The following is a 14,202-nucleotide window of genomic DNA, read 5'->3' on the forward strand; positions in this document are numbered from 1 at the left end:
CAACGAGATCGGAGACAACACCCTGCTCGCCGCACTCACCGCCTGAAACCAGCAGAAGGAACGCGCAGCGCTACACCACAATCTGGGACTTGACCGGCGCTGTCTGCGGCGATGACCTCGCCGCTGCCTGGAGGAGAAGTTCGTATGCGCGTCCGCACCCATGCCGCCGTTGTCACCGCTGCCCTTGTCGCGGCCATGGGAGTGGCGGGCGTTACCCAGCACTTCCGCGAACCCGGGAAGGTGAGCGCCGCGAACTGCGCGCCGGGTTTCACCCCGGTGGACTCGGTGTTGAAGGAGGTTCGTGCCGAGATGGCGGCGGAGGAGGCCGGCACGAAGGGCGGCTGGGCGCGGGAGGCCGTGCGGGAGCTCACCGGTGAGGAGAAGAAGGAGCTGGCGCGGGAGGCCATGGCCGAGGTGCCCCCGCTGGCAGGCGTCGACCAGGACCAGTGGTCCAGCTACTGCCTGCGCAGCAAGCGCCCAGAGTCCCTGAAGGAGCTGCTGGCCCTGTTCGGCGCCCGCGCGATTCCGCGGATGGCCCCGTACGGCAGTTGGGCCGACGGTGCCGCTGCCGCGGCGGCCAAGCAGCGCCAGGGCATGTCCGCGGGCACCGTCGCCGGGTCGGACGGCACCGGCGCCGCCTACGGCACCGGGCCCCTGATCGTGAACGACCCCCGCTATCCCGAGGTCAACGGGCTTGGCCTGGTGCACAACTCGGGCCGGATCGACTCCTTCGCTTGGGACCCGGCCGCCGGCCGGCTGTTCGCCGCGGTCGGCAACGGCGGCATCTGGCGCTCGGACGACAAGGCCAAGACCTGGACCAGCGCCAACGGCAACCTGCCCACGTCGATCACCGGAGCGGTGGCGTGGTCGCCGGCGAACAAGGGCACCCTGCTCGCCCTGACCGGTGAGCCGACGTTCGGGTCCTCCGCGTTCACCGGCTTGGGTGCGTACTACTCCACGGATTTGGGCAAGACCTGGAGCAAGGCCGCCGGGGTACCCGACGGCGGACTGGGCTTTGCCCTCGCGGTCGACCCGGGCAACCCGTTGAAGGTGTACGCCGCGACCCAGCTCGGGCTGTTCGCCTCCACCGACGGCGGCAAGACCTACGCCAACGCGAACCTGCCCACCGGTGAGTGCTCAGGCGTGACGGACACGCAGGCGCGCCCGGAGTGTGCCCTGGCGAACGTCGTCACCGACGTGGTCGTGTCCAAGGGCGGCGGCGTGGGCACCACCACCAAGTCTGGGACGGTGGTGGCGACGGTCGGCTGGCGCGGGGGGAACAAGGCCAACCCCAATGGCACCGTCCAGTCGCCCAACAACGGGGTCTACCGCTCCGCCTCTGGCAGCCCCAACACGTTCACCAAGCTCGGCGCCGCCGGGTTCGCGGCCCAGGACCACATCGGTCGGGTCGAGCTCGGCAACGCCGTTGGGCCCGCTCAAGACCACGACCTGCTTTACGCCGTGGTCCAGGATGCCAAGCTGCTCAACAACGGCGGCGTCGCCGGCATCGACGTCCCCGAGGGCCCCAAGCCCCCGATCGGGACGACCGTGCTGAACGGGCTGTACGTGTCGAAGGACTTCGGCGCGACCTGGACGATGCTGGCCAGCGGCACGCAGTTGGCCACCGACCCGACCACCAGCTCCGCACTGGTCGGTTACGGCACGGCCGTGGGCTACCAGCCCGGTGTCCAGGGCTGGTACAACCTGTGGGTCCAGCCCGACCCCACCCGACAGACCGCCTCCGGGGTGCCGACACGGATGGCGTTCGGGCTCGAGGAGATCTGGTCCAACGAGGCCGCGGGCACCGGGCTGATCCCGCTCGACGGCACCGTCCCGGTCAAGTTCCGGGTCGTGGCCAAGTACTTCGCCGGCGCCTCCTGCCAGTTGCTGTCCACCGGCCTGCCCGCCTGCCCCACCGACCGGGAGCCGACCGACGACAACCTCACGACCCACCCCGACCAGCAGGACGGCATCTGGATCGAGGACCCCACCGTCAAGGGCGGCGTGCAGCTCGTGGTCGGCAACGACGGCGGCGCCTACCGGTACCGGTTCGACACCGACCCCGACGGTGAGCTGGACAACTCGCACTGGGGTCTGGGCGACAACGACGGGTTCCACACCCTGATGCCGTACTACGCCGCGATGGCCAAGGACGGCACTGTGTGGGCCGGTCTGCAGGACAACGGGAACCTCAAGATCGACCCCGCCGACGGGAAGCAGTACGAGACCTACGGCGGCGACGGATTCTTCGCCGCCGTCGACCCGAACAACTCCAAGACCGCGTACGAGGAGTACACCAACGGCGCCATGTCGGTCACCACCGACGGCGGCACCTCGTGGAAGAGCATCGACCCGGGCCTGACGGCGTCAAAGTTCGCCAACCCCTTCGCCATGGACCCCACCGACGCCAACCACCTGCTCACCGCCGGTCGTGAGGTCGTCGAGACGCTCAAGGGTGCCGACACCAGCTCGGGGCAGACCGCGGCGCAGGACGCGACCGACGCGACCACCACGTGGCGCACCGTCTTCAACCTCGGCACCCGATCCCACCCCGGTGACGCTGGGGCCACCTCCAGCAGCACGGATCCGGACAACTCGATGTCCGCCGTCGACGTCCAGGGCGCGGCCGCGTACGTGGGTTTCTGCGGCCAGTGCGACACCCTTAACAAGCTCGGCCCCACACCCAACCTGTTCCAGAACGGGTTGGCCACGAACGTCGGTGGTACGGCGGCACCGGTGAAGGGCACGGCCAACGGGTGGCACATCGCCGCCGCCAAGGGCCTACCGAACCGGTACATCACCTCCATCGCGGTCGATTCCCGCAACACCAGGAACGTGTTCGTCACCCTCGGTGGTTACACCCGGCGCTGGGTCCCGGCCGGTGCGGTGGGTGACGCCAACGACCAGATCGGCACCGGCCACGTGTTCCGGTCGACCGACGCAGGCCAGTCCTTCACCGACGTGACCGGCAACCTGCCGGACTCGCCCGCCTCCTGGGTGGAGCTGCGGGGCGACCAGCTCCTGGTCGCCACCGACGTGGGCGCGTTCGCCTCCCAGACCGGGGGCGCGTACACGACACCCAAGTTCGCGCCTCTGAAGGACATCCCGGCCACCGCCGTGGCCAGCATCGCCATGAAGCCCGGCGACCCCAACACTGCGGTCGTAGCGGTGTTCGGGCGCGGCGTGTGGACGTACACCTTCAAGGACAAGCTGCCCGTCCCCGTCGACCCACCCGCCAGCCCGGCGCCGGCGGTGGGGCAGGCCTACGCCTCGTGGAACTTCGAGTCCGACGCCCAGTCCTGGACCACCGGCGGGACGCCGACATGGGTGCGAGGCACCCCCGGGCACGGGACCGACGCCGCCCAGGACGCCGCCGGGAGCTCCTTCTCCGTCAGCGGCCCCACCGGTTACCTCGACAACATGGACGCGACCCTGGCCTCACCACCCGTCACCGCTGAAGCTGGCAGCGCTGTGCTCCAGTGGTGGATGCGCATGGACACCGAGCCCGGCTTCGACACCGTGTCCGCCGAGTGGAGCGTCGATGGCACCACGTGGAAGACCCTGGGGACCTTCTCGGGCAAGAACCCGGGCGCCCCCGGGTGGACCCGCTACGCCGTGCCGTTCACCGCCCCGGGCGGCCCCATCCAGGTGCGGTTCCGTTTCCTGTCCGACTCCTTGTGCTCGGGGCTCGGCGGCCCGATTTGCTCCTCCACCGGGGGGTGGGACGGCGCCCACATCGACGACGTCACCATCGGCAAACCAGCCACCTGAACGCTCACCGTCGCCGGGCGCGGTCGCCGCAGGGCACGCCAAGGGCGTCGCCGCATTGCACGTCCCAGGGTGACATCCATCTCTGACGTGCCGGTTCGAATAGACAGTTGTTGCCCAGCTGTTCCCCACCCATTCGTTAGGCAGACCATGACACCTCGCCCCCGCCGCACTGTCGCGGCCGCACTTGCCGGGCTCACCGCCCTCTCCTTGTGCACCGCCCTGGCCTGAGATCCGCCGCGGCGGCATCGTCCGGATCAACCAGCTCCGAGCACCTCACCATCGGTGACCCTGTCGGCGGCCCCGCCGGCTTCGCCCCCGACGGCATACTTGCCCCACCGGCACCCAGCGCGACGCTGGGGCTGCCATCGGGCGGCCTCGCTGCAGTGGAACCCCTCGTTGCGGGAGGACTGAGCCTGGCGTCAGGTGCGCATGGCCACGCCTTCGCGCCAATACCCCATGAAGGCCACCCGCGATCGCTCGACGTCTAGGTCGCTGACCAGGGTCCGGCGCAGGATTCGGACGCACCATGCCTCGCCCGCGATCCACGTGTAGGTGCCGGCGAGGTCGCGGCCAGCTCCCTCGGGGGCTGGCCTGGTCAGGTCCTCGCCGGCCGAGGAGTAGCGGGGCGTCTCCCAGACGTCGACATCGAGGTCGGACGGCACGGGCGGCAGAGGCAGGCGGAGGTTCGTTGGTGGAAGGCCTAGGTGGTCCCGGACGGCGGCGACCAGCCGACGCCCGTGGCTGGCGTCCCCACGGGGTAGCCATGTCACGGTGAGGCCGTCCGGCGCCTCGAGCTCGAGGGCGTCGGCGGAGCTGGGCACCTCGAGGAACGCGTGGCCGGTGAAGCCCGGTCCGACGTCGGCGAGGATGCGCGCCACGGCGGGTACCGCAGTCTCGTCGCCGACCAGCAGCAGGTCGCGCAGGTGTCCGGGGTTGAACTCGGTGCCGCCGTAGATGGGCGCGAGCCGGTGCGGGGCGACCACGTGGACGACGTCCCCGACCTTGGCGGCCAGGGCCCAGCGGCAGGCGGGGCCGAGCGTGTCCGGCTCGCCGTCGTGGACGACGAAGTCCGTGACGAGCTGGACGGCGCCGTCACGGGTGCGCACGTCGCGGATCGTGTACGTGCGCATGGGCGAGCGGACGCTGTCGGGCATCGAGGACCAGGACTGCCGCCACGCGCCGGGACCGTCGCCGAGGTCGGGCAGCAGCCCTGTGGGCCCGGGTAGGACGATCTTGAACCGGGTGTCGAACCCATCAGCGGTGCCGAGGTCGGCCAGTGAGTCGCCGCCGAGGACGACGCGGACGAACGCCGGGCTGACCCGCTCAACCTCCTCGACCGTGACGGCGGCGATGAGCACGCTCGGCACGGTGGCCGACACCGTTGCGGCGGTCATGCCCGGCCCGCCCAGTGGTGACGTCCGACGGGCACCACCATGGGGGTTCCCGACACGGGGTCTGGGACGACCCGGCAGTCCAGCCCGAACACGTCGCGCACGACGTTTTCGGTCACGACTTCGGTCGGTGGGCCCTCGGCGACGATTCGGCCGTCTCGCATCGCGACGAGGTGGTCGGCGTAGCGGGCGGCCAGGTTGAGCTCGTGCAGGACCATGACGACCGTAGTGCCGCGGGTCTGGTTGAGGTCGCGCAGGAGGTCGAGCACCTCCACCTGGTGGGCGATGTCGAGGTAGGTGGTGGGTTCGTCGAGCAGCAGCAGATCGGTGTCCTGGGCCAGGGCCATGGCGATCCAGACGCGTTGCCGCTGCCCGCCGGAGAGCTCGTCGACGACGCGGTCGGCGAGGTCGACGGTGCCGGTCATCTCAAGCGCGCGGGTCACCGCCGCCTCGTCGCGCGCGGACCAGCGGGAGAACCGGCCTTGGTGGGGGGTGCGTCCGCGCCCGACGAGGTCGACGACCGTCACTGCTTCAGGACTGAGCGGGTTCTGGGGCAGCAGGCCGAGGGTGCCCGCGACCTGACGGGTGGGCAGGTCGGTGATCGCGTGCCCGTCCAGGAGCACTGCACCGGACTGCGGGCGCAGCAGCCGTGCGAGGCCCCGTAGCAGGGTCGACTTGCCGCAGGCGTTGGCCCCCACGACCACGGTCACGCGGCCGGTGGGCAGCGCGAGGGTCACGTCGTCGACCACGGTGCGCTCCCCGTACGCCAGGGTCAGGCCGTGCGCGGCGAGGCGGGTGGGAGCAGCCACGCACCGCGGTGGTGCGGCGGTCTGGCGGGTTGGGGCGGCGGTCATGGCGTTCTCCTGAAGGTTCGACCGGTGGCGAGCAGCCACAGCAGGAAGGGTGCCCCGCAGGCGCCGGTGACGACGCCGACGGGCAGGGCCAGGTCGGGGACGAGGTAGGCGCCGACGTGGTCGGCGCTCACCACGAGGGTGGCTCCGGTCAACGCCGCACCGGTCAAGGTCGTGCGGCCGGCGTTGAGCGCCCGGGCGATGGGGCCGGCGAGGAACCCGACGAAGGCGACCGGCCCGGCGGCGGCCACGCCCACGGCCACGAGCAGCACGGCGGCAAGCAGCAGCGCCTCCTGGCGCCAGGCCCCCACGCCCAGCGACGTGGCGCAGTCCTGGCCGAGCTCGGTGGCCGACAGCGTCCGGGAGAGCTCCGCGGTGACCGGCAGCAGGACGGCCAGGCACACAGCCAGGCGCATCACCCCCGGCCACGAGGCTGGCGCCAGGCTCCCGGTCAGCCAGACCAGCGCGGCCTGGGCGTCCCAGACGTCCGCCCGCGCGAAGAGGTACTGAACGGCGGAGGAGAGGAACGCGGCGGCCCCGACCCCGACGAGCACGATCCGGTGCGCCCCTCGGGAACCGGCCACCAGCCGCACCACGACGGCCGTGGCCAAGGCACCGGTGACGGCGAAGACCGAGACGACGGGGCCGGACAGGCCGAGGGTGAGTATCGCGAAGACGGCGCTGGCGCTGGCCCCCATCCCGACACCGATGACGTCGGGGCTGGCTAGCGCGTTGCGCAGGGTCGTCTGGAAGACCGCACCGCCCAGCCCGAAGGCGGCACCGACCAGCACGGCCAGGACCGCCCTCGGCAGCTTGGTCTCCATGACGATGAATGTCGCGCCCGGGAGCTGGGCGCCGCCGAGGATGCGCACGAAGTCGGGGACCGTCACTGTGTAGTCGCCGAGCAGGACGCGCCCGAGAAACGCGGTGAGCGTGGCGACGGCGAGGCCGCCGACGACCAGGGCGTGGCGTCGGGTGGTCCTGCGCCGGGCGCGGCGTACCCGTCCGACCGCCTGGGGGCAGGGCGCGGACCGGGTCGCGGCGCTCACAGCGACCCCATCCGGCCGCGGCGGACGAGGGTGAGGAACACCGGCACACCCACGACGGCGACCATGATGCCGACCTGCACCTCGGTGGGCGGGAGCACCACGCGGCCCACGACGTCGGCGACCAGCACAAGCAGCGCCCCCAGGCCCAGGCTGGTCGGGAGCACCCGGCGGTGGTCCGCCCCGACGAGGATGCGGGCGACGTGCGGCGCGACGAGGCCGACGAAGACCAGCGGGCCGGCCAGGGCCGTGGCCGAGCCGGCGAGGAGCACCACCGCGCTGCCCGCGGACAGCCGGTCCAGGGTCGCCCGGCGACCCAGTCCCCGGGCCACGTCGTCACCGAGGGCCAGGACATTGAGCAGCCGGGCACCGGTGAGCGCCAGCACGGTGCCGAGGAGCAGGAACGGCAGCACCGGCGTCACCACGTCCATCGAGCGGCCGCCGACAGTCCCGACCTGCCAGAAGCGGAAGAGGTCCAGGGTGGCCCGGTTCGTCAGCAGCAGGGCCGTCGTCCAGCTCGTGAGCCCGGCCGTCACCGCAGCCCCGGCGACGGCGAGCTTGACCGGCGTCGCACCACCACGACCCAGGCCGGCGATGGCGTGCACGACCACCGCGCTGGCGGCGGCTCCGAGCAGGGCGAACCAGACGTAACCACCGAGCGAGGTGATCCCGAGCACCGAGATCGCCGCGACCATGCCCAAGGCTGCGCCGGCGTTGACGCCGAGGATGCCCGGGTCGCCCAACGGGTTGCGGGTCAGGCCCTGCATGACCGCACCGGCGAGGCCGAGGGCACCACCGGCGAGGACGGCCAGCGCGGTGCGGGGTACCCGGGCGGCCACGATCGCCTGAAGCGGGTCTGTGACGTCCCTGGCGGTGACGGTGGCCCAAACCGTGCTGAGTGGCACCGTCCGCGAGCCGACGGCAAGGGACAACGCGGCCGCGAGCGTCACGAGGAAGACGAGGGCGACGGCTACCGTGCGGGGCAGCGCCGTGGTGACCGGCCGGCTCACTGCTCGGCGCGGTCCACGGCTGCCGCGACCAGCGGCACGAACTTGTCCATGGCCCAGGGGATCGACAGCGGCGACGGAGCCGACATACCCAGCGCATCGGTCTGGTTGCTCGAGTCGACGTACCCGCCGGTCCGGAACGCGGGGATCTGGCCGAGCAGCGGGTCGGTGAGGTACTTCTTCATCTCACCCGGTGTGGCCGCGTACGTGATGAAGACGTCCGCCGCGAGGCTGGAGGCTCGCTCGGCCGAGACCGTCTTGACGAACTGAGAACCGGTGCCGTTCTCCTCCACGAAGGGTGCGTTGACCATGCCGAGGTCGGTGAGCAGGCGCGGGCGGTTGTCCAGCGGCGTGTAGTAGTCGACCTTCGAAGTGTCGGTGGGCGACAGTGAGGCGAAGATGAACGACTTGCCCTTCGTCTGCGGGTGCGCCGCCGCGGCGTCGGTGATGGCCTTTTGCGTCTGCCGCTTCACCTTGGCGGCTTCCCGCTCCCTGCCCAGCGCCTTGCCGACCAGGTCGAGGGAGGTCTGCCACGAGGTGCCCCAAGCGTGGCCGGGGTATGCCACCACCGGCGCAATCTTTGACAGCTTGGTGTACTCCTCCTTCGTGATGCCGGAGTTCGTGGCGAGGATGAGGTCGGGGGCAAGCTCGGCAATCTTCTCCACCGGCGCTCCGTCAGCATCGTCATACCTGGTCGGTTCCTTGGCTCCGAGTTCGGCGAGCTTCGCGTCGTACCAAGGGGTCGAGCCCTTGGCGTTGCCGCCCCAGCTGATCCGCACGGCCCCAACCGGCGCTACCCCGAGCGCCAAGGCGACGTCCTGGTCGGACCATCCGAGGGTCGCAACCCGTGCCGGGGGCTTGCTGATCGTCGTTGTGCCGTAGACATGCTCGACGCTGACCGGGAACCCGGACCCATCACCACTCGCCCTGGCGGGGGCGCCGTCGCCCGTGGTGGACCCGGTGCTGCAGGCGGGCAGGGCCAGGCACAGGAGGGCGGCGGTGGCTGTGGCGAGCCCGGCAACAGAAGAACGTCTCATGTTAGGTAAGCCTAACCTAAGTCGTGGTCGGTTCGGCGCGGTGGGGGCGCGCCTACCCCTGGAGCGCCCGGGAGAACGGCTCGGGGGCGGCCCGACGTCACCCTGCCTTCCGGAGGCTTGCCGCACGGCCGTCTCTGCGACTGGGGGCGAGCTCACGCAGGGGGTGCACGCGGTGTGCTCGTCCTCGGGAAAGTGCGACGGTCATACCGGGGACACCTATGCCGCCCGCGGCCGTGTTCCGCTCCTTGCACGGCCGATGTTCGGGCGAAGGTGCAGCGACTTTGGGGCTCTGCAGCATCCCGTTGGTGCTGTCGCGCTCCACCGGAGCGCAGCGTCCAGCTCAGTCGGACACGCGGACCTGATGAGGAACTTGATCGGGCGCAGGTGGCGCCTGATGGGTCGCGGGCACGTCAGGCAACAGACCATCAGATGGTTGTTGCACCGCTGTGGAAGCGGTGAGCATGCGAAATCGCGGGGTGGACGATCCTGCTGCAAACTGCGCGCCCCACGGGGGGCATATCCGGCAGTCAGGCGATACCCCGCGCCTTCCTGCTCTCGCCAGATGGTGGGGTAGGTGACGTGCGCGGACGCGTCGCTGGATAGCGGCCGAGCCAGCGAATGGCGGGGATGGCGAGGATGCTGCCGGCGGCCCAGCCGGCCGCGACGTCGGTGACCCAGTGGTAGCCGAGCACGATGGTGCAGACCCCGACCACACCGGCCGCAGCCGATGCGAGCGGTAGAAGCCATCGACGCGTGTGCGGGGTGCGTGCGATGAGCGCTGCGGCCAGGGCGAGGCAGACGACGGCGGTGGCGGCGTGCCCTGATGGGTAGGAGTGTCCGCCGGCCAGGACGGTGTTTGCGCCGCCGCGTGGTGCGGTGCGCCCCACGAGGACCTTTAGCAGCCAGATGGAGACGCTCATGACGACCATCGCGGCACCGGTCACCACGACGGGGCGGACGTTGCGCTGCTGGATGCCCCGCCAGACAGCAACACCGGTGGCCGCGGTGCCCACCAACCAGAACTGACCGCCCATGACCAGGACGCGGGCGGTGAGGTGCCCGACGCCGGGGGTGTCCAAGGCGGTGAACCACGGCAGGGTGACCGCGTCGAACTGTCGCGTCACGCCCGTCAGCACTCCGACGGTGAGGATGGCGAGGGCCGCCGCACATGCGACCCAGGGGATGGTGATGAGCCGGCGCGTCGGGCGCAGCGTGACCAGCAGGGTGCGCACCGTCGTCCTTGCGGCCGCGCGCCGCGCAAGGGTTTGCGCGCGAGCTCCGGCCGGGTCGCGCGTGAACGCGGCCAGACGCTGCTCGGCCACGGTGGCCCACACGACCATCCCAAAGATGACCACGAACGCTAGCGCCGCGAACTCGCCGATGTCGTCGTACTCGGTCAGCCGCACTCGCAGCAGTCTACGGCGGCCAATGTCACGACCGTAACAAACGCTGCCGACGAGTGTTACGGTCGTTACACCATGGAGGAGAACATCGTGGCTGACGCCCCCGTCCCGGCCAAGCCCCCCACGGCAACACCCGCCGGCGTGAACACGGCGTGGCACGCGCTGACTCCGGCGCAGTCGCTCGCACGCCTTGGCGCCGGCGAAGACGGCCTGAGCGACCTCGAGGTCCGCGAGCGTGCCGGGCGGTTCGGGCCGAACCTGGCCCGGGTGCCGAAGCGGGAGTCGTGGTTGGAGGAGTTCGGGGAGTCGTTCACCGAGCCGTTGCAGCTGCTGTTGGTCGCTGTGGCGGTGCTGAGCTTCCTTTTTGGTGAGGTGATCGACGGGCTGGCCATCGTCGCGGTCATCATGCTGGCCGCCGCAGTGGAGACCTCGACCGAGATGCGCGCCCAACGGTCCGTCGAGGCGTTGCACGAGATGACCGCCCCCACTGCCCGCGTCCTGCGGGACGGGGCCGGGCGAACCATCCCGGCGGCTGAGGTGGTGCCCGGTGATGTGCTGCTGCTCGAGGCCGGCGACATCGTGCCCGCCGACGCCCGGGTCCTGACCGCGTCCGCCCTGACCAGTGCCGAGGCGTCCCTGACGGGCGAACCGGGGTCGGTGCCCAAGGCGGCCGAACCGGTGGATGAGGGCGCGCCCCTGGCGGGCCGGGCCAGCGTCGTGCACGCCGGGTGTGTGGTCACCGGCGGCGCCGGGACCGCTGTCGTGTTTGGGACCGGGGCCGGGACGCAGGTCGGGAAGGTCGCCGCCCTGACCGCGGGGCAGCGTGAGCCGGTCACGCCGCTGCAGCTGGGCATGGCCCGCGTCGCCAAGCTCGTCCTGGTCTTTGCCGTCGTGGTGTCGGTCGGTGTGCCGCTGCTGGGGTGGGTGTTGGGCCAGCCGGTCAAGGAGATGGTGCTGACGGCGCTGTCGATGGCGTTCGCGACGGTGCCCGAGGAGCTGCCGGTCCTGGTCACGATCCTCCTCGCGGTCGGTGGGCGGGCGCTGGCGGGGCGGGGGGCGCTGCTGCGACGCCTGTCGGTGGGGGAGGCCATCGGGTCGGTCACCACCCTGCTCACCGACAAGACCGGCACCCTGACCCGAAACGAGCTCACCGTCACCGCCGTCGACGGCGACACCGCCGACGTGCTCGCGACCGCCCTGGCCGCCCAGGGCGCCGGCACCGGAAGTGACGTCCAGGGCTGTGAGCCGCTCGAGCTGGCCGTGGCCGCCCGAGCCACCGAGCTTCCCGTCTCGAGCCCGCTCGCCGTCGCGGCCGCGACCGTGGTTGGGGTGTGGCCGTTCGACCAGGCAGCCCGGATGCGCGGCACCGCGTGGCGCACCCCGGACGGCCGGGAAGTCCTTGCGGTGGCTGGCGCCCCCGAAGCCGTCCTGGCCGCGTGCACGCCAGAGGACCAGCAGCGGTGGGGTGGCCGAGTCGCCGATGCCCTGGCGGGCGGTCACCGCACCATCGGCTACGCCACCGGCGAGCACAAGGGACGTGATCAGCAACCCGACGACGACGTTGTCGACGAGGCCCTGCCGGCGGTGGGCTTGCGGATGGTTGGGCTGGTCACGTTCACCGACCCGGTGCGTGACGGGGTCCCCGACGCGGTCACCGAGCTGCACGATGCCGGCATCGCCACCATCGTCGTCACCGGTGACCACCCGTCCGCCGGGCGAGCCGTCGCGCACGCGGCCGGGCTGCCTGACGGCCCCACCCTGACCGGCGGGCAGGCGCTGGCCGCCCGCACTGACGACGATCTTGCCGGTGACTTGGTGCACGGCACGGTCGTGGGACGGTGCACCCCGGCGGACAAGCTGCGCCTGGTGCGGCTCCTGCAAGACAGGGGGCAGGTAGTGGCCGTGACCGGCGACGGGGTCAACGACGCACCGGCGTTGTCCGCGGCCGACGTCGGCATTGCCATGGGCCAGCGCGGGACGCAGATGGCGAGGGACGCGGCGGGGCTCGTCCTGACCGACGACGCGTACCCCACGGTGGCGGCGGCGGTGGAGAAGGGCCGCAGCATCTTCTCCCAGCTGCGCCGCGGGGTGTCGTTCTACCTCGGCGCCAAGCTGGCCCTGGTCACGGCGATGGTCGCGGCCGTTCTGGCCGGGCTGCCCGTCCCGTACGCGCCGGTGCAGATCGTGCTGCTCGAGCTGTTCATGGACGTCGGCGCGTCGTTGGCGTTCGTGTCCGAACCTGCCGCGCCGGCCGCGATGCGCCAACCGCCCCGACCGCGCAACGCGTCCCTGGTCGACGGTGCCTTCACCACAGCCACCGTGCTGGTCGGGCTGACCCTGGGTACTGCGGCCACCGTTGGCTACCTGGCCTCGTCGGCGGTGGGTGCCAGCACCGGGCAGGCGCGCTGCGCGGCCCTCGTGGTGTGGTTGGTCGGGCACGTGGCCGTCGCCTGGTCCCTGCGCGCACGCCCCGCGCTGGGCTGGGGCGAGAACCCGTTCTTCCCGCTGTGGGCCGGGGCCGCCACCGTCGTGGCACTCGTGGCGGCGTTCACTCCGGCGGCCGCTTGGGTGCGGGCCGAGCCGCTTGCCGCCGCGCAGATGCCGTTCGTGGTGGGGGCGGTCGCCGGGTGTGCGCTGCTGGCGTGGCTGGGCCGGCCGGTGCTTGGCACAGGGACAGACCTGTGAGCGCTGACTGTGGGTATGGTCCGGGCATGGCCCGAGCCCGCTCCTCCTGGCTGCTGGTCGCCCTGTCGACCGCCGGCGCGCCCGCCTCGACGCGGGTGACCGCGTGGCGCAAGCTGCGGTCCTTGGGGTCGCTGTACCTGCAGCAGTCGGTGTGCATGCTCCCGGGCCGTCCCGAAACCCGGGCCGCGGTGCAGGCGTTGGCGGCCCGCGTGCGCGCCGAGGGCGGCACCGCCCGCATCCTCGAGGTGTCGGTGACCGACCCGGCCGAGCAGGACACGCTCGTCGCCGAGCTGCAAGCGGCCCGCGACGCCGAGTACGAGGAGGTCCTGGCCCGGTTCGGGGCGTTCTTCGCCGAGCTCGAGACCGAGACCGCTCGCGGTCGCACCACGTACGAGGAGCTGGAGGAAAGCGAAGCGGACCTGGACCGGTTCCGCGCGTGGATCACCAAGATCGACGCCCGCGACTACTTCGCCGCCCCCCGTGGTCAGGCGGCTCGGGACGAATTGGCCCGGGCCGAGGCGGCGTTGGCGCAGTTCGCGACCGCGACCATGGACGCCGAAGACGTCCAGCAGCGCCCGAGCGACGTGCCGGCAGCGCCGGGGTCGCCGAGCCGGCGTGCGCGCCGCGACTCGCACCTGGAACCCGTGCAGCCACCGTCTGCCTGACCAACCGAACCCAACATCGTCGCGTGTTACGGGTGTAGCATCGACGGTTCGAGGTGTTGGGCGACCGGCCCGGCCCCGGCGCGTCCAGGAGGCGGCCATCCGTATCAAGCGAGTTCTGGTTCTTTTCGGGGTCGCCGTCGCCGCGAAGGTGGCTGCGCAGGTGTTGGAGGGCCGTGGTCATCACGTGGGTGCCCGTCGGGCGCGCTCGGTGGCCGAGCGCCTGGACCCGCGCCACTCGCGCCGCAGGCGCCGCCGCGGGTGGTGACCCCCGATCCCAGCTGGGGCGTTCGGGGCCCAGCGGTGCGAAGGGGCGCCGCGACGTGCTGCGGCCCCCGTGCGCCAGCCG

At 71.8% G+C, this 14,202-nt stretch carries 9 protein-coding genes; 3 read left to right on the plus strand and 6 right to left on the minus strand.

Translation table 11 applies throughout. The features are described 5' to 3' along the window. Nucleotides 1-144 precede the first annotated feature (144 nt). A complete protein-coding gene (locus tag ACFUC1_RS17725; protein ID WP_379122160.1) occupies nucleotides 145-3,771 on the plus strand; it encodes a hypothetical protein in 3,627 nt (1,208 codons plus the stop codon). A 419-nt stretch (nucleotides 3,772-4,190) separates the two neighbouring features. Here ACFUC1_RS17725 and ACFUC1_RS17730 read toward each other — a convergent pair whose 3' ends face one another. The 6 genes from ACFUC1_RS17730 to ACFUC1_RS17755 all read right to left on the minus strand — a co-directional run bounded on the left by ACFUC1_RS17730 (nucleotide 4,191) and on the right by ACFUC1_RS17755 (nucleotide 10,509). After that, nucleotides 4,191-5,165: a siderophore-interacting protein gene (locus ACFUC1_RS17730; RefSeq protein WP_379122162.1), complete on the minus strand. Its 975-nt coding sequence runs from the start codon at nucleotides 5,163-5,165 to the stop codon at nucleotides 4,191-4,193. Next, on the minus strand, nucleotides 5,162-6,016 hold the full coding sequence (locus ACFUC1_RS17735; protein ID WP_379122164.1) for an ABC transporter ATP-binding protein: 855 nt from the start codon (nucleotides 6,014-6,016) through the stop codon (nucleotides 5,162-5,164). Before ACFUC1_RS17735 ends, ACFUC1_RS17730 begins: the two co-directional genes overlap by 4 nt. Further along, nucleotides 6,013-7,062: a FecCD family ABC transporter permease gene (locus ACFUC1_RS17740; RefSeq protein WP_379122166.1), complete on the minus strand. Its 1,050-nt coding sequence runs from the start codon at nucleotides 7,060-7,062 to the stop codon at nucleotides 6,013-6,015. The genes ACFUC1_RS17735 and ACFUC1_RS17740 overlap by 4 nt, the downstream gene beginning before the upstream one ends. Then, on the minus strand, nucleotides 7,059-8,069 hold the full coding sequence (locus ACFUC1_RS17745; RefSeq protein WP_379122168.1) for a FecCD family ABC transporter permease: 1,011 nt from the start codon (nucleotides 8,067-8,069) through the stop codon (nucleotides 7,059-7,061). The genes ACFUC1_RS17740 and ACFUC1_RS17745 overlap by 4 nt, the downstream gene beginning before the upstream one ends. Continuing rightward, nucleotides 8,066-9,103: an iron-siderophore ABC transporter substrate-binding protein gene (locus tag ACFUC1_RS17750; protein WP_379122169.1), complete on the minus strand. Its 1,038-nt coding sequence runs from the start codon at nucleotides 9,101-9,103 to the stop codon at nucleotides 8,066-8,068. Before ACFUC1_RS17750 ends, ACFUC1_RS17745 begins: the two co-directional genes overlap by 4 nt. A 527-nt stretch (nucleotides 9,104-9,630) precedes the next feature. Continuing rightward, nucleotides 9,631-10,509 carry a phosphatase PAP2 family protein gene (locus ACFUC1_RS17755; RefSeq protein ID WP_379122170.1) on the minus strand — a complete coding sequence of 293 codons (879 nt, stop codon included), beginning with the start codon at nucleotides 10,507-10,509 and terminating at the stop codon, nucleotides 9,631-9,633. A gap of 87 nt (nucleotides 10,510-10,596) precedes the next feature. Between ACFUC1_RS17755 and ACFUC1_RS17760 the strand changes: the two genes are divergently transcribed. Both ACFUC1_RS17760 and ACFUC1_RS17765 read left to right on the plus strand, forming a co-directional pair. Next, nucleotides 10,597-13,191: a cation-translocating P-type ATPase gene (locus ACFUC1_RS17760; protein ID WP_379122171.1), complete on the plus strand. Its 2,595-nt coding sequence runs from the start codon at nucleotides 10,597-10,599 to the stop codon at nucleotides 13,189-13,191. Nucleotides 13,192-13,217: 26 nt separating this feature from the next. Then, nucleotides 13,218-13,856, plus strand: coding sequence for a Chromate resistance protein ChrB (locus tag ACFUC1_RS17765; RefSeq protein WP_379122172.1), 639 nt, complete (start codon nucleotides 13,218-13,220; stop codon nucleotides 13,854-13,856). The last annotated feature ends 346 nt before the right edge of the window (nucleotides 13,857-14,202 follow it).

This window comes from Pedococcus sp. NPDC057267 (genome assembly GCF_042668795.1).
GTDB lineage: Bacteria > Actinomycetota > Actinomycetes > Actinomycetales > Dermatophilaceae > Pedococcus.